The organism is Achromobacter sp. ISS7 (assembly GCF_056523125.1).
On sequence record NZ_JAWRZD010000001.1, the window covers coordinates 4,170,096 to 4,185,777 of the forward strand.

Annotated in this window: 15 protein-coding genes; 2 read left to right on the forward strand and 13 right to left on the reverse strand. The window is 68.8% G+C overall.

All coding sequences use genetic code 11. From position 1 onward, the window contains the following. Positions 1–8: 8 nt before the first annotated feature. Entirely contained in the window at positions 9–1,796 is a 1,788-nt protein-coding gene (locus AC1HFW_RS18785; RefSeq protein ID WP_479284828.1) for a M61 family metallopeptidase, read from the forward strand. A gap of 404 nt (positions 1,797–2,200) precedes the next feature. Here AC1HFW_RS18785 and AC1HFW_RS18790 read toward each other — a convergent pair whose 3' ends face one another. From AC1HFW_RS18790 to AC1HFW_RS18810, 5 genes are all read right to left on the reverse strand, one after another. Then, positions 2,201–3,193: a tripartite tricarboxylate transporter substrate binding protein gene (locus AC1HFW_RS18790; RefSeq protein ID WP_479284830.1), complete on the reverse strand. Its 993-nt coding sequence runs from the start codon at positions 3,191–3,193 to the stop codon at positions 2,201–2,203. Between the two features lie 130 nt (positions 3,194–3,323). Beyond that, positions 3,324–4,028: a 3-oxoacid CoA-transferase subunit B gene (locus AC1HFW_RS18795; protein ID WP_479284832.1), complete on the reverse strand. Its 705-nt coding sequence runs from the start codon at positions 4,026–4,028 to the stop codon at positions 3,324–3,326. Between the two features lies 1 nt (position 4,029). Beyond that, positions 4,030–4,695, reverse strand: a complete 666-nt coding sequence (locus AC1HFW_RS18800) for a 3-oxoacid CoA-transferase subunit A (RefSeq protein WP_479284834.1) — start codon at positions 4,693–4,695, stop codon at positions 4,030–4,032. Beyond that, entirely contained in the window at positions 4,696–5,664 is a 969-nt protein-coding gene (locus AC1HFW_RS18805) for a Bug family tripartite tricarboxylate transporter substrate binding protein (protein ID WP_479284836.1), read from the reverse strand. Positions 5,665–5,797: 133 nt separating this feature from the next. Continuing rightward, the gene (locus tag AC1HFW_RS18810) at positions 5,798–6,679 is read right to left on the reverse strand and encodes a LysR substrate-binding domain-containing protein (RefSeq protein ID WP_479284838.1); all 882 of its coding nucleotides are present in this window, start codon (positions 6,677–6,679) and stop codon (positions 5,798–5,800) included. Between the two features lie 123 nt (positions 6,680–6,802). On the opposite strand from AC1HFW_RS18810, the gene AC1HFW_RS18815 reads away from it, so the two are divergent. After that, entirely contained in the window at positions 6,803–7,564 is a 762-nt protein-coding gene (locus AC1HFW_RS18815; RefSeq protein WP_006392519.1) for a maleate cis-trans isomerase family protein, read from the forward strand. A gap of 3 nt (positions 7,565–7,567) precedes the next feature. Here the strand turns inward: AC1HFW_RS18815 and AC1HFW_RS18820 are convergent, their stop codons facing one another. The 8 genes from AC1HFW_RS18820 to urtC all read right to left on the reverse strand — a co-directional run bounded on the left by AC1HFW_RS18820 (position 7,568) and on the right by urtC (position 15,681). Beyond that, positions 7,568–8,167, reverse strand: coding sequence for an ANTAR domain-containing response regulator (locus AC1HFW_RS18820; RefSeq protein ID WP_081105252.1), 600 nt, complete (start codon positions 8,165–8,167; stop codon positions 7,568–7,570). Positions 8,168–8,196: 29 nt separating this feature from the next. Beyond that, the gene (locus AC1HFW_RS18825) at positions 8,197–9,351 is read right to left on the reverse strand and encodes a transporter substrate-binding domain-containing protein (RefSeq protein WP_061072634.1); all 1,155 of its coding nucleotides are present in this window, start codon (positions 9,349–9,351) and stop codon (positions 8,197–8,199) included. Between the two features lie 91 nt (positions 9,352–9,442). Continuing rightward, complete coding sequence (locus AC1HFW_RS18830; RefSeq protein ID WP_479284840.1) at positions 9,443–11,203, reverse strand: nitric oxide reductase activation protein NorD; 1,761 nt, start codon at positions 11,201–11,203, stop codon at positions 9,443–9,445. Between the two features lie 2 nt (positions 11,204–11,205). Then, positions 11,206–12,012 (reverse strand): CbbQ/NirQ/NorQ/GpvN family protein, encoded by an 807-nt coding sequence (locus AC1HFW_RS18835; protein ID WP_180180278.1) that lies wholly within the window; start codon positions 12,010–12,012, stop codon positions 11,206–11,208. Between the two features lie 61 nt (positions 12,013–12,073). Continuing rightward, on the reverse strand, positions 12,074–13,111 hold the full coding sequence (locus tag AC1HFW_RS18840; RefSeq protein WP_061072635.1) for an aliphatic amidase: 1,038 nt from the start codon (positions 13,109–13,111) through the stop codon (positions 12,074–12,076). A gap of 25 nt (positions 13,112–13,136) precedes the next feature. Beyond that, positions 13,137–13,826 (reverse strand): urea ABC transporter ATP-binding subunit UrtE, encoded by a 690-nt coding sequence (gene urtE / locus AC1HFW_RS18845; RefSeq protein WP_241068259.1) that lies wholly within the window; start codon positions 13,824–13,826, stop codon positions 13,137–13,139. A gap of 14 nt (positions 13,827–13,840) precedes the next feature. Beyond that, the gene (urtD, locus tag AC1HFW_RS18850; protein WP_081105253.1) at positions 13,841–14,620 is read right to left on the reverse strand and encodes an urea ABC transporter ATP-binding protein UrtD; all 780 of its coding nucleotides are present in this window, start codon (positions 14,618–14,620) and stop codon (positions 13,841–13,843) included. 14 nt (positions 14,621–14,634) lie between these two features. Beyond that, a complete protein-coding gene (gene urtC, locus AC1HFW_RS18855) occupies positions 14,635–15,681 on the reverse strand; it encodes an urea ABC transporter permease subunit UrtC (protein WP_479284843.1) in 1,047 nt (348 codons plus the stop codon). Position 15,682 lies beyond the last annotated feature (1 nt).

The following is a 15,682-nucleotide window of genomic DNA, read 5'->3' on the forward strand; positions in this document are numbered from 1 at the left end:
ATATACGGATGGAAAAAACTGCCGCTTTCCCCGTGTCTTTCCCCGTACTTTACCGCCTTGCGCCGCATGACCCCGCCGGCCACCGCTACCGGATAACCCTAACCGTCCAGGCGCCCGCGCCGGAAGGCCAGCAACTGTCGCTGCCGGCCTGGATTCCGGGCAGCTACCTGATCCGCGATTTCTCGCGCCAGATCGAGTCGGTGGCGGCCTATTCGGGCAACCGGCGCGTGGTTGTCGACAAAATAGACAATCACACCTGGCAGGCCGCGCCCTGCGACGGCCCGCTGCGGGTCGAGTACACGGTCTATGCCTGGGACCTGTCGGTGCGCGGCGCGCACCTGGACGAAACGCACGGCTTCTTCAACGGCACCAGCGTGTTCCTGCGCGTGCATGGACAGGACCACCTGCCCTGCCTGGTGGACCTGGCGCCGCCGCGCGGCATCGACGGCTGGAAGGTCTACACCAGCCTGCCCGAGGCCCGCGGCCACAAGGGCGCGGCACGCCGCCACGGCTTCGGCCTGTACCTGGCGCCGGACTACGACGCGCTGATCGACCATCCGGTCGAGATGGGCACGCCGCAGGTGGCCAGCTTCACGGCGCATGGCGCCGAGCACGAACTGGTGTTCACCGGCGTGGCGCCCAACCTGGACCTGGCCCGCATCACCGCCGACGTGCGCAAGATCTGCGAAACCCAGATCGCCTTCTTCGAGCCGCGCAGCAAGCGCGCGCCGTTCCTGGACAGCAGCGACCGCTATGTCTTCATGACGATGGTGACCGGCGACGGCTACGGCGGCCTGGAACACCGCGCCAGCACGGCGCTGATGACGGCGCGCAAGGACCTGCCGGTGCTGGGCCAGCAGGGCCAGGGCGAAGGCTATCGCGGCTTCCTCGGGCTGGTCAGCCACGAGTATTTCCATACCTGGAACGTCAAGCGCATCAAGCCGCAGGCGTTCGTGCCGTACAACCTGGCGCAGCCGGACCTGACGCGCCTGCTGTGGGTGTTCGAAGGCTTCACGTCCTATTACGACGATCTGCTGCTGCTGCGTTCCACCGCCATCACGCAGAACGATTACCTGCGCCTGCTGGCCAAGACCATCACCAGCGTGGCGCGCACGCCCGGCCGGCACAAGCAGTCGGTGGCGGAAAGCTCGTTCGACGCCTGGACGCGCTATTACAAGCAGGACGAGAACTCACCCAATGCGCTGGTCAGCTACTACACCAAGGGCGCGCTGGTGGCGTTGGGGCTGGACCTGCTGATCCGCCAGGAGTCGGCGGGCGCGCATTCGCTGGATGACGTGATGCGCCTGCTGTGGCAGCGCTATGGGCGCGATTTCTATCGCGGCAAGGCGCAGGGGCTGCCGGAGGATGGGCTGCCGGCGCTGATCAAGGAAGCGACGGGCGTGGACGCGCGGCGCTTCATTGCGCGGCATGCCTATGGAACGGCGGATGTGCCGCTGGCGGAGTTGCTGGCGCCGCAGGGGATCAAGCTGCAGTGGAAGCCTTCGGTCAATATTCCTTCGCTGGATGTGCGCACGCGCAAGCAGGGCGAGTCGCTGGTGTTGGCGACGGTGCTGGAAGGCGGGGCCGGACACAAGGGCGGGTTGTCGGCGGGGGATGTGCTGGTGGCGATCGATGGGTTGAAGGTCGAGGGAGCTGCCGGGGTGGAGGTGCTGCTGGGGCAGTACCGGGTGGGGGATCGCGTTGGCGTGCATGTGTTCAGGCGGGATGAGTTGAGGGTGTTTCAGGTGCGTTTGAATGAGCCTGAGGGGTTGGATTGTTTGTTGTCGTTTGGGTGAGTTTGTTTTTTTAGGGCCTTCTCTTTTTGGAAGGCCCTTTTTGTATTGGGGCGGTGGGGTTCTTGAGGCGCGCGTGGTGGGGTCGGTGGGGGATGGCGGGGCTACGATTGCGGTCCGGAGCGTTCGCTCCGGACTTCCCCTTCGTCATCTTCGTCACAGCCTGCGGCTGTTCCTTCAGATTCCCTCGGGCGCATCTACACGCCCCGCCATCCCCCACCGACCCCGCCACGCGCTCACGATGAGACTTGGCCTCGGGTGTTGGGGCGGGTTGTGTGCTTGGGGTGTTGGCCAACGTTGGCTTGGCGTGGAGGATCTTGCGGGGCCCGCCGCAAGGCGGCCGCGCGGGCGGCCTTTTGCGGCTTACGTTGTGTCTTGCGATTTGGGATGATGCTGTGGCGTGTGCGTCAGTTCAGGTTGGCGCCGGAGACTTCGACTGCTTGTTTCCAGGTGTCGAGTTCCATGTTGATGTGGTCGGCGAAGGCGGCGGGGGTGGAGCCTACGGTTTCGTAGCCGTAGCTGTTCAGTTGGGCCTTCAGGTCGGGGGTGTTGATGGCGGCGGCGATGGCGGTGCTGAGGGTGTCGAGGATGGCGGGCGGCGTGTTGGCGGGGGCCAGGATGCCGTACCAGCCGTTGACGACGAAGCCGGGGACGGCTTCGGCGACGGTGGGGACGTTGGGCAACAGGGGCGAGCGGTGCTCGCCGGTAACGGCCAGGGCCTTGAGCTTGCCGGACTGGACCTGGGGCAGCGAGGTGGAGATGCTGTCGAACATGAGGGAGACTTCGCCGCCCAGCAGGGCGACGACGGCGGGGCCGCTGCCTTTGTAGGGGACGTGCAGCATGTCGGTGCCGGTGCGGTGCTTGAACATTTCGGCGGCCAGGTGGCTGGTGTTGCCGTTGCCGGCGGAGGCGAAGCTGAGCTTGCCGGGATGTTGCCTGGCGTAGGCGATCAGTTCCGGGATGTTGTTGGCGGGCGTGGACAGCGGGGCCGAGACCAGCATGGGCAGGGTCGCGACCAGCGAGACCGGGGCGAAGTCGCGGCGGGTGTCGTAGGGCAGCGATGGATAGAGGCTGGGGTTGATGGCGTGGGCGGCCAGGACCATCAGCAGGGTGTAGCCGTCGGGTTTGGCGCGAGCCAGTTGCGACGAGGCGATGGCGCCGCCGGCGCCGGGTTTGTATTCCAGCACCACGGGCTGGTTCCACTTTTTCTGCAGGGCCGCGCCGAGCGGGCGCGCCAGCATGTCGGCGCTGCCGCCGGGCGGGTACGGGATCAAGAGCGTGATGGGCTTGTCGGGATAGGCGCCGGCGTGCGTTGGAACGGCGGGTTGCGCGCGGACGGCGGGCGCCGCGGCGAACAGCAGGCTGGCAGTTGCCAGGACGGCAAGGCAAGGACGGTACATGGCAGACTCCGGAAGGACTCGGACAGGGCGGGGAATGCTGGCGGCGTCCCATGCGACAACCCGCGGCGTGGAAGAACGATGCGGCAACGCCCCGGCACTGGCCGGCAATGATCGGGGCATGGGGCTTGCCTCAGCCCCCGACGTAGCGCGGCGCGCCGGCGGCATCCAGCGTGATGACCGAAGGCGTGTCGGGAAACTGCAGGGCTGCTTCGGTGGCGGCCTGCAGGTCGTCGGCGCTGACGCCTTGCAGCATGGCGTGCACGCGCAGGCCGGCGGGCGTGACGTCGATCACGGCCAGGTCGGTGTAGATGCGCGTGACCACGCCGGCGCCGGTCAGCGGGTAGCGGCATTGGCGCAGGATCTTGGGCGCGCCGTCGCGGCCGCGGTGTTCCATCATGGCCAGCACCTGGCGCGCGCCGACGGCCAGGTCCATGGCGCCGCCGACAGCGGGAATGGCGTCGGCGGCGTCGGTCTTCCAGTTGGCCAGGTCGCCGCGTTCCGAGACCTGGAAGGCGCCGAGCACGGCGTAGTCGAGATGGCCGCCGCGCATCATGGCGAACGACACGGTGTGCTCGGTGATGGATGCGCCCGGCAGCAGGGTGATGGGTTGGCGGCTGGCGTTGATGAGGTCGGGATCGATGGCATCCCCGACCGCCGCGGGCCCCATGCCGGTGATGCCGTTCTCGCTGTGCAGCAGGATGTCCTTGTCGGGTGGCAGGTAGTCGCCGACCAGGGTCGGCATGCCGATGCCGAGGTTGACGACCGAACCATCCGGGATGTCGCCGGCCAGCAACTGCGCGACCTGCTGGCGGGTCATGGGCGTGATCGTCGGCATCTCAGGTCTCCACCCGCACTACGGTTTTCACGAACAGGCCGGGCGTCATGATGTGCTCGGGCACGAAGGCGCCCAGCGGCACGACCTCGTCGACCTGGGCGATGGCGTGGCCGGCGGCCATGCACATCACGGGATTGAAATTGCGCGCGGCGTGGCGGTACATCAGGTTGCCCCAGCGGTCACCCTGGTGCGCCCGCACCAGCGCGTAGTCGCCGCGCAGCGGCTGTTCGAGCACGTAGCCTACGCCGTCGATCACTTCCTGGCGGCGGCCTTGCGCCAGTTCGGTGCCGTAGCCGGTGGGCGTGTAGAACGGCCCCAGCCCGGCGCCGGCCGCGCGCAGGCGCTCGGCCAGGGTGCCTTGCGGCACGCATTCCAGTTCCACTTCGCCGGCGCGGAAGGCGCGGGCAAACGCTTCCGAATTGGGCGGGCGCGGATGCGAGCAGATGATCTTGCGCACCTGGCGGCGGTTGAGCAGCGCGGCGATGCCGCGGTCATGGGTGCCGGCGTTGTTGGCGATGATGGTGAGGTCGCGCCGGCCCAGTTCGGCCAGGCAGTGCAGCAGCTCGTACGGCACGCCGGCTTCGCCGAAGCCGCCGACCAGCACGCTGGCGCTGTCGGGGATGACGGCCACGGCATCCCGCAGGGAGGCTTGAATCTTGTCGATCACTTATTGCTCCTGCGCGATGCCCGCGGTGTCCACGATCTGTTTCCAGCGGGCGCGTTCCTGGTCGATGAAGGCGGCGAACTCGGCCGGCGTATTGCCGCCGGCCTGCCCGCCCATGGCGCGAAAGCGCTCGGTGATGTCCGGGCTGCGCACCACGTCGCGGGTGGCGGCATACAGCGTGTCGATGACGGTGGCGGGCGTGCCGGCCGGCGCCACCAGGCCGAACCAGGCGGTGACGACCATGTCGGGCACGCCGGCCTCGGCCATGGTGGGCACGTCGGGCAATTCCGCCAGGCGCCGCGCGCTGGTGACGGCCAGCGCGCGCAGCTTGCCCGACTGGATGTAGAGCATGGAACTGGGCAGGTTGTCGATCATGAAGGTGAACTGCTGGCCCAGCAGCGCGGCCACCGCGGGGCCGGCGCCCTTGTAGGGCACGTGGGTGCCGCCGATGCCGGCGCGCTGCTTGAACAGTTCGGCCGACAGGTGCGGCGACTGGCCGCTGCCCGAGCTGCCGAACGACACCTTGCCCGGGTCCCGCCGCGCCAGCGCCAGCAGGTCCGCCACGCTGCGCGCGGGCGAGGCTTCGTTGACCACCAGCACATTGGGTACGGAAATCACCAGCGTCACCGGCGCGAAGTCGGCCGGCTTGTAAGGCAGTGTCTTGTAGAGCGCGTAGTTGATGGCGTTGGGGCCGATGTTGCCCATCAACAGCGTGTAGCCGTCGGGCCTGGCGCGCGCCAGGGTCTGGGCGCCGATGATGCCGGCGGCGCCGGCGCGGTTCTCGACGATGACCTGCTGGCCCAGTTTCGCGGCCAGCTTGTCGGCGATCAGGCGCGCCGCGATGTCGGTGGTGCCGCCCGGCGAGGCCGGCACGATGAGGGTGAGGGGCCGTTCGGGCCACGCCGCCAGGGCGGGGCCTGCCATGGCGAGCCACAGCGCGCCGGCGGCCAGCCAGCGTTGCGAGTGCAGCATGCTTGTCTCCCTGCGTGATCCTGGTGCGGATCAACTTGTGCGAAGGAGTGTGGCCGCGATGCCGCGAAATGCCTATTCCGGAATCTGGAGGAGCGGCTTCGCCTGCGCAAAAGAGCGCGCCGCGCCTGCGGTGTCAGCGCGCGGCCATCTGCGCCGCCGTGCGCAGGAACGCCTGCAGCGCGCGGTTGCCGTCGTCGCGCCGCGTGACGGCGTAGACCGTGCCGCTGCCCACGCTGGCCGGCAGCGCGCACACCGCGATGCGCGCGCCGAAATGGCCGCACGCCGATTTCGGCACCAGCGCCACGCCCAGCCCGGCCGCCACCAGCGCCAGCTGCGCCGGCACTTCCGCCACGCGCTGCGCCACCGATTGCGCCAGGCCGGCGCGGGCGCAGGTGTCGGCCAATTCGCGGGCAAAGGCCGAGGTCTCGGCGCGCAGCATCACGAACGCATCCTGCGCCAGGTCCGCCAGGGCCACGCGCTTGCGGCCGGCCAGGCGGTGATCGGGCGGCAATGCCGCGACCACCGGATCGGGCCACAGCGCCTGCGATTGCAGCACGTCGTCATCGACCGCGGTGCGCGAGATGCTGACGTCGATGCGGTGGCCGCGCACCGCGTCGAGCTGCGCGGCCGGGTTCATTTCGTTGAGCAGCACCGACACCTGCGGATGGGTGCGCGCATGGCGCGCGATCAGCGCCGGCACCGGCCCCAGGAAGTGCGAGCCGGACAGGCCGATCTCGACCCGTCCCGCGCGGCCCTGGTCCACCGCGCGCACCCGCGCCGTGGCGTCCTTGATGCCGGCGAGCGTGGCGCGCACGTCGTTCAGGAACGCCGCGCCGGCGGCCGTCAGCGACACCCGGCGGTTGGTGCGGTCGAACAGCTTGACCTCGAGCTCGCGCTCGAGCTGGGCGATCTGCAGGCTCAGCGGCGGCTGCGAGATATGCAGGCGGGCGGCCGCGCGGGTGAAGTTGAGTTCTTCGGCCAGCACGGCGAAATAACGGAGTTGGCGGATTTCCATGGCGGCGAATGATTTGCAAAAGATATGAAACCAGACAAAAACTATATTGGAAACTATCGTTGGCGGCGAGCAGAATTGTTTGCGCGCCAATCCGGCGCAGACAACGCCCACCGGAGACCCGCCATGACCCAGTCGCCCCGCGTCCTGCGCATCGGCCAGATCGTTCCCAGTTCCAACACCACCATGGAAACGGAGATCCCCGCCATGCTGCGCCGGCGCGAGACCATCGCGCCCGAACGCTTCACCTTCCATTCCAGCCGCATGCGCATGAAGCAGGTGACGGCGGCCGAACTGGCCTCGATGGACCGCGAATCCGACCGCTGCGCGCAGGAACTGTCGGACGCCCGCGTCGACGTGCTGGGCTATGCCTGCCTGGTGGCCATCATGGCGCAGGGCCTGGGCTACCACCGCGCCTCGCAGGAACGGCTGCACCAGGCCACCGTGGACAACGGCGCGCCCGCGCCCATCGTCTCCAGCGCCGGCGCGCTGGTCGAAGGCCTGCACGCCATCGGCGCGCGCAAGGTCGCGATCCTGACGCCCTACATGAAGCCGCTGACCAAGCTGGTGGTGGACTACATCGAACACGAAGGCATCGAAGTGCACGACAGCCTGTCGCTGGAGATCGCCGACAACCTGAAGGTGGGCGCGCAGGACCCGATGGCGCCCGCCAGCCACGTCGAGCGCCTGGATACGCGCGGCGTCGACGCCGTGGTGCTGTCGGCCTGCGTGCAGATGCCCTCGCTGGCGTCGATCCAGCCGGTGCAGGACCGCCTGGGCCTGCCGGTGGTGACCGCCGCCGCGGCCACGGTCTATCGCATGCTCAAGGTGCTGGACCTGGAAACGCGCGTGCCCGACGCCGGCGAACTGCTGACCGGCAAGTATTGACCGCTATTTCCCGAGCGACAGGATCTCGTTGGCGTTGACGATGGCGCCGGCGATTTCCTCGGTCGTGACGCGCTTGTTCATGGCCTGTTCGCGGATCAGGTCGTAGGCCTGCCCTTCGGTCACGTTGCGCGTGCGCATCAGGATGCTCTTGGCTTCGGCGATGCGGCGCGCGCCCAGCAGCTTGCCTTCCAGCTTGCGCAGCCGGCGCGCGTGCGAGCGGATGTCGTCATCGACCTGGCGCGCCACCACCAGCGTGGACAAGAGGCCGAACGACCGCACCGGCGACGGCAGCACTGCCTTGGCGCCGATACGCAGCACCGCTTCGACGATGGTCGGATTCTCATAGGTGACGATGGCGATGACCATCGGCCCGTCGTCGCTCTTGGCCCATTCGAAGCCCAGGTCGATCACGTCCGGCCGCACCGCCAGGAACACCGCGTCCAGCCCCTCGGGCAGGGTCGGCGCGGGCGGCCAGAAGGTCTGCACCTGACAGCCGATGCGCTGCAGTTGCTGCGTCAGCTGCCTGCCGTCGGCGTCGTCCGGATGGTAGACGGCGATGCGCAGGGTGCGCAGGTCTTTCAGCAGGGAAGGCGTCGCGCGCATCACGCGCAGGCGGCTGGCCGGCTCCACCGTCAGATCTCCAGCGAGCTCAGGGTCGCCGTCCAGTCGCCCAGCGAATGGGTGACCAGGTACGGGTCGGGATGCACTGCCCGCGTGGCCTCGCGCACGATGGTGAACTGCCCCTTGCCGTTGACCCGCCCCACCCGCGGATAGAGGCAGGTGTGGTGGTTGGTGGGGTCGATGCGCACCCGGCCCTGCGGCGCCTGGAACTCGCTTTGCAGCACCCGCGGCAGGATCTGCGCGATCTCGTCGGTGCCGGTGTCGCGGTAGGCGTTGGCGAAGATGTGCATCTGGAAGTAGGCCGCCTCCCAGCACAGGTTGGGCACGCAGTCCTGGCCGAAGCGCCGCCGCAGCCGTTCGAGGCAGCGGTGGTTGACCTCGGAGTCGATCGACTGGAAGTACGGCGCCGACGTGAAATGCCCCGCGGCCACCTCGGGTTCCATCTGCGAGATCTCGGCCTCGGAGGTGGTCAGGCTGGCGATCGGCATGGTCTTGGGATCGAAGCCGGCGTCGGCGTAGGCGCGGTACAGGCAGGCGGTGGAGTTGCCCACCACGGTCGAGAAGATGAAGTCCGGCCGCTTGTTGCGGATGTCGTCGAGGATTTCGCGGTAATCGCGCTCGGTCGCGGTCAGCGGCACGTAGCGCTCGCCCAGCTTGGCGCTGTCCTGGCGCTGCAGCACCAGCTCGCGCATGATGCGGTTGGATTCGTAGGGATAGATGTAGTCCGAGCCGATCAGGTAGACGCGGGCGCCGAAGTTGGCGGTCATGAATTCCGCCAGCTGCACGCTGTTCTGGTTGGGCGCGGCGCCGGTGTAGATGATGTTGTTGGAGAACTCGAAGCCTTCGTACAGCGTCGGGTAGAACAGCAGCCGGTTCCATTTCTCGACCACCGGCAGCACCGCCTTGCGGCTGCTGGACATGTAGCAGCCGAAGATGACGTTGACGCGGTCCTGGGTGATCAGCCGTTCGGCCAGCACGCTGTAGGTGGCCGGGTCGGAGCGCGGGTCGTAGCGCACCGGCACGATCTCGCGCCCGTCGACGCCGCCGGCCTCGTTGATCTCGTCGATCGCCAGCAGCGTGCCCTGCAACTGGGAACGGCCTATGGTCGATGTGGCCCCCGTTTCAGAGAACAACACGCCCACGCGGATAGGATCTTTGTTTGCCATGGTCGGAGGAACCGCCGCACAGAGGTCAATCGGTCGAGGTGATCAGTTTCAGCATAGGCGCGCGTGGCGTCAACACGTGGATTCCTGGGGGTCAGCCGAGCGTCGCGCGGCTGTAGCCATGCGCCAGCGCGGCCGGCAGCGCCGCCGCGTTCAGCACGATGCGGTAGCCGCGGAATCCGAACATCGCCCGCAGCTGCGGCTCGGCGCGGGCGTCCAGCGCCACGCATTGCACCCGCAGGCCGCGGCGGCGCAACCCCAGCACCGCCTCGCGCGCGTCGTCCACCAGGTAGCGCGGGTCGTGCACGTCGATGTCCGACGGCGCGCCGTCGGTGACGACGATGAGGGCGCGCCGCTCGCCCGGCGTGCGCAGCGCCAGCTCGCCGGCATGGCGCAGCGCGGCGCCCAGGCGCGTGGAATAACGGGCCCGGGCCGCCGCGATGCGGCCCAGCGCCGCGCCCGTGGGCGCGGCGCCGGCGTCCAGCAGGCGGTAGTAGTGCACCGCGGCGCGCGTGTCCGAGCAGAAGCCATGCACCGCGATGTGGTCGCCGTGCCCGGCCACGGCGCCCACCAGCAGCGCGGCCGCGCGCTTCTCCAGGTCGAGCACCGTGGCGCCGTCCCGCGGCGCGGGGTCGTTGGCCGAGGCCGACAGGTCCAGCAGCACCAGCGTGCTGCAGACGCCGGGCTGGCTGCCCGGCCGCTGGAAGAAGCGCGCGTCCGGCGCCAGGTCCAGGCGGCGGTCGATCATGACTTCAATGGCCGCGTTCAGGTCGATGTCATCGCCCTCCCATTGGCGCCGCAGGCGCCGCGCCCGGTCCAGGCGGCGCGAGCGCGGCAGCACCAGCCGCTGCTGCCGCAGCCCCGCCAGCAGCGACGCGTCGGCGCGCCAGCCGGGCAGGCGCTCGATCACGGTGCACCAGTCCGGCCGGCTGCGCGCCAGCCGGTAGTCCCATTCCGGATAGCCGTAGCGGCCCAGTTCGACGTCCTCGTCCGACGCCGCCTGGGCATCGCCGGGCGCCGCCTCGCGCGATCGCGGCGCCGCGCCCTGGCTGCCCAGGGCCAGCGCGGGCGGCGGCTCGGCGGCCTCGCCGTAGTCCCACAGGTAGCTGTTGTCGTCGCGGTAGGCCACCGGCACCACGTACTGCAGCGGATTGAAGCGCACCCGCATCTGTCCCAGGTCGTTGGCCAGCAACGAAGCCAGCCGGCGGAACGCGGCGACATCCGCCAGGTCGGCGGCGGCCTGCGCCTCGAACAGGTCGCGCGCCTTGTTGACCCAATGGTTGTCGTCGCGCAGCGCGGGATCCATCAGCAGGCGGCACAGGCGCTGCACCAGCGCGGTGAAGCTCAGGTCGGTCGGATCGGGTGGCGGCGGGACGAACGGACGGAACCAGCGCCGCACGCCGGGGTATAGGTTCGCCAGCACGCGCTCCACGCGCGCGTCCTCGATGGCGGACACCACCGCCAGGCCCATCGGCTTGAGGCTGGCGACCGGCTGGGCCATGGGCGAATACAGCAGGTGCGCGGCCGCGTGCGCCACGGCGGCGCGGCGCAACGCGGCGGCATCCAGCTCCACGCCACCCGGCGCATCGACGCGCGGCACGCCGACCGCCGACGTCGCCTCGCCGGCCACGGCCTCGTCCTGCGCGCCGGCCGGCAGCAATAGATGCGTGGCCGTCAGCACCGGCCGCGGCGGCGCGCCCGCCGCTTGCGCGTCCATCGACTCGACCGCCACGGCGCGCCCGGCCAGGCCGCACAGCAGCCACGACAGTCCCGGTCGGGCAGGATCCGGCACGGCCGAACGCACCCGCGCGACCGCCGCGCCCTCCCCTGCCCCCGGCGGATGCAGGCCGCGCATCGTCATTCCAGGTTGGCGTCGATCAACGCCCGCAACGCCGCCGCCATGTCGGGGTCGTCGGTCAGGGCGCGCGTCATGGTCATGTCGCAGCTCTCGGCCGGACTGACGCCGTCGCGGATGAGCACGCCGGCATAGATCAGCATGCGGGTCGACACGCCTTCGTCCAGGCCATGGTGCTTGAGCTCGCGCGAACTGTGCGCGATGCGCACCAGCCGGCGCGCCAGGCCGGCGTCGATGCCGGCCTCGTGCGCCACGATCGCGGCTTCATGCCCGGCGTCGGGATAATCGAAATCCAGCGCGACGAAGCGCTGGCGCGTGGACGGCTTGAGATCCTTGGCGCTGCTCTGGTAGCCGGGGTTGTACGACACCACCAGCTGGAAGTCGGGATGCGCGTGGACCACCTCGCCCTTCTTGTCCAGCGGCAGGATGCGGCGCGCGTCGGTCAGCGGATGGATCACCACCGTGGTGTCCTGGCGCGCCTCGACCACTTCGTCCAGGTAGCAGATGCCGCCGTGGCGCACCGCCAGCGTCAGCGGGCCGTCGTGCCAGGCGGTGCCATCGGCATCCAGCAGGTAGCGGCCCACCAGGTCGGATGCCGTCATGTCCTCGTTGCAGGCCAGCGTCACCAGCGGCCGGCCGAGCTTCCAGGCCATGTATTCCACGAAGCGCGTCTTGCCGCAGCCGGTGGGGCCCTTCAGGATCAGCGGCAGCCTGTGCGCATAGGCATGCGCGTACAGCTCGGCCTCGCGGCCGCTGGGGCGGTAATAGGGTTCTTGCGCAATCCGGTAGGAGTCGAGCGGAGCGGCCACGGCGTGGATCCTGTGCAGCGGTCCGGCCGGCGCGCGGCCGGACCTGGCGAACGAAAGGGAACTAGCGGTGTTGCGGCGCCTCGTTGGGAATGCCGTCGATCGGGCATTCCGGCGTGCCCACGGTCGAGCGCGTGAACGACTCGACCTGCTTGCGCGTGCCTTCCGGATCGTTGATCCAGTTGGCGTAGAAGTTGTAGGGGCAGGCGGCGACGCCGGTGGCTTCCTCGCCGGAATTGATCTTGCCGGTGTAGCCGCGATGCACCAGCTTGAACAGGTGGTTCTGCGACTGCATGTTCTTGCGCGCGTCGCGGATCAGGCTGGTCGACAGCTCGGCGTACTGGATGCCCATTTCCTCCTCGCCGCATTCGCCCAGCGTGCGGCCGTCGAAGCCGATGATGGCGGAGTGGCCGAAGTAGGAATAGACGCCGTCGAAGCCGGCCGCGTTGGCCACCGCCACGTAGACGTTGTTCATCCACGCCATGGCCTTGGACACCATCACCTGCTGGTCCTTGGCCGGGTACATGTAGCCCTGGCAGCGCACGATCAGTTCGGCGCCGCGCATGGCGCAGTCACGCCAGATCTCGGGATAGTTGCCGTCGTCGCAGATGATGAGGCTGATCTTCAGGCCCTTGGGGCCGTCCGACACGTAGGTGCAGTCGCCCGGATACCAGCCCTCGATCGGCACCCAGGGCATGATCTTGCGGTACTTCTGCACGATCTCGCCCTGGTTGTTCATCAGGATCAGCGTGTTGTAGGGCGCCTTGTTGGGATGTTCCTCGTGGCGCTCGCCGGTCAGCGAGAACACGCCCCAGACGTTGGCGCGGCGGCAGGCCTCGGCGAACACGGCGGTCTCCTCGCCGGGAATGGCCGAGGCGGTGTCGTACATCTCCTTGGCGTCGTACATGATGCCGTGGGTCGAGTACTCGGGGAAGATGACCAGGTCCATGCCGGGCAGGCCGCGCTTCATGCCCACCACCATGTCGGCGATCTTGCGGGCGTTGTCCATCACCTCGGCCTTGGTGTGCAGGCGCGGCATCTTGTAGTTCACGACGGCCACGCCCACGCAATCGTTGCTGCTGGAGATATCTCCGTGTCTCATGACAATGCTCCTCGTTGGTTGACGGTCATACCGTCAGGAAAGACCTGATCTTGTCCTGGTCCACGCCGGCCCGGCCGGCCTCGTGCACGATGCGGCCCCGGTCGATGACCAGGAAGCGGTCGGCCAGGTCCAGCGCGAAACCCAGCATCTGTTCGGAAACGACGATGGCGAAGCCGCGCTCTTGCCGCAGCGCGTTCAGCGCCCGCGCGATGTCCTTGATGATGGAAGGCTGGATGCCCTCGGTGGGTTCGTCCAGGATCAGCACCCGCGGGTTGGAGACCAACGCGCGGGCGATCGCCAGCTGCTGCTGTTGCCCGCCCGACAGGTTGCCGCCCTTGCGCCGGCGCATCTCCTGCAGCACCGGAAAGAAGCGGTACAGGTAGTCCGGCACCGCCTTCAGGCCGCTGCGCTCGGCGCCGGTCATGATGTTCTGCTCGACCGTCAGGAACGGGAAGATCATGCGCCCCTGCGGCACGAAGGCCAGCCCGTTGCGCACCCGCTGGTAGCTCTCCAGCCCGGACAGCTCGGCGTCGTCGAGCCGGATGCTGCCCGAGCCGGAGCGCAGCATGCCGATGAGCGCCTTGAGCAAGGTGGTCTTGCCCATGCCGTTGCGGCCCATGATGGCCACCGACTCGCCCGGCGCCACCTCGAAGCTGACGTCGCGGATGACGTGCGATTCGCCGTAGCTCACATTCAACCTGTCGATGCGGAACATGGGGGGCCTCCCTGTCAATGGCCGAGGTATACGTCGAGCACGCGCGGATCGGCCTGCACCTCGGCCACGCTGCCCTCGCTCAGTAGCCGGCCCTGGTGCAGCACCGTGACCTTGTGGGCGATGCGCTTGACGAAATCCATGTCGTGCTCGATCACCACCACCGATTTGCCGCGCGCGATGCGCGCCAGCAGCTCGGCGGTCTGTTCGCGTTCGCGCGGGCTCATGCCGGCCACCGGTTCATCCAGCAGCAACAGGCGCGGCTCCTGCATCAGCAGCATGCCGATCTCCAGCCACTGCTTCTGGCCGTGGCTCAGGCGCCCGGCCTTTTCCGCCAGCCGGTCGGCCAGGAACACCTGCGCCGCCATCGCCTCGATGCGCGCGCGCACCTCGCCGGTGCGCCGGAAGCGCAGCGACCGGATCACGCCGTGCGCGTTCGGCAGCGAGATCTCGAAGTTCTCCAGCACCGTCAGGTCTTCGTACACCGATGGCGTCTGGAATTTACGGCCGACTCCGGCGCGCACGATGTCGAATTCCGCCATGCGCACCAGGTCGCGGCCTTCGAACATGACGCGGCCCGCGGACGGCCGCGTCTTGCCGCAGATGATGTCCAGCAGCGTGGTCTTGCCGGCGCCGTTGGGCCCGATGATGACGCGCAGCTCGTCCTGTGCCACGCTCAGGCTCAGGCCGTCGACGGCGCGAAAGCCGTCGAACGACACGGTCAGATCCTCGACGCTCAGGATGGCGCCGGCGCTCGGGCGGTCGATGCGCATGTCCATGGCGGGCGACTCCGTCATATCCAGGGCGGTGCTCATCGCGCCCCTCCGGCGGCGCGGCGCGCCTGCCACTGGCTGACCACCCCGGCCAGGCCATTGGGCATCGCCACCACCACCACGATGAAGATGGCGCCCAGGAAGTACAGCCAGATCTCGGGGAACGTCTCGGACAGATAGGATTTGAGAAAGCCGATCAGCAGCGCGCCGACCACGGCGCCCGGGATCGACAGCCGGCCGCCGACCGCCGCATAGATCACCATCTCGATCGACGCCACCACACCGATGGCCCCGGGCGAGATCAGCCCCACCTGCAAGGTGAAGAACGCGCCGCCGATGGACGACAGCACCGCCGCCACGCAGAACACGCAGGCCTTCACGTGGGCCGTGTCGTAGCCCGAGAAACGCACGCGGTCCTCGCGGTCGCGGATGGCGATGAGGATCTTGCCGAGCCGGCTGCGCACGATCGCCAGCGCCGCCAGCATGGCCAGCGTCAGCGCGGCCGCCTCGATCAGGTACAGCACCAGCTTGCCGTCGTCGCCGACGATGTCCCAGCCCAATAGCGTGCGGAAATCGGTGATGCCGTTGGCCCCGCCCGTGTCGCCCTGCTGGCCGATGATCAGCACCGTCAGCGTCATGGCCAGCGCCAGGGTCACGATGGCGAAGTACACGCCGCTGACCCGCTTGCGGAAGATCGCCAGCGAGAACAGGTAGGCGGCCAGGCCGGGCAAGGCCACGATCAGCAGCAGCGTCCAGCCCAGCGAATGGAACGGCAGCCACCAGGCCGGCAGGCTGTCGACGCTGCTCCACACCATGAAGTCGGGCAGGTCGGGCGCGGACGCCTCCAGCTTCAGGAACATGGCCATCATGTAGCCGCCCAGGCCGAAGAAGATGCCCTGCCCCAGGCTCAGCACCCCGCTGTAGCCCCAGGTCAGCACGATGCCGATGGCGACGAAGGCGAAGGCCATGTATTTGCCGACCAGGTTGAGCCGGAACGGGTCCAGCGCCAGCGGCAACACGGCCAGGATCAGCAGCGCCACCAGCGCCAGCGCGATCTCTTCGGTCCTGCGGTGCAATGCCTTCATC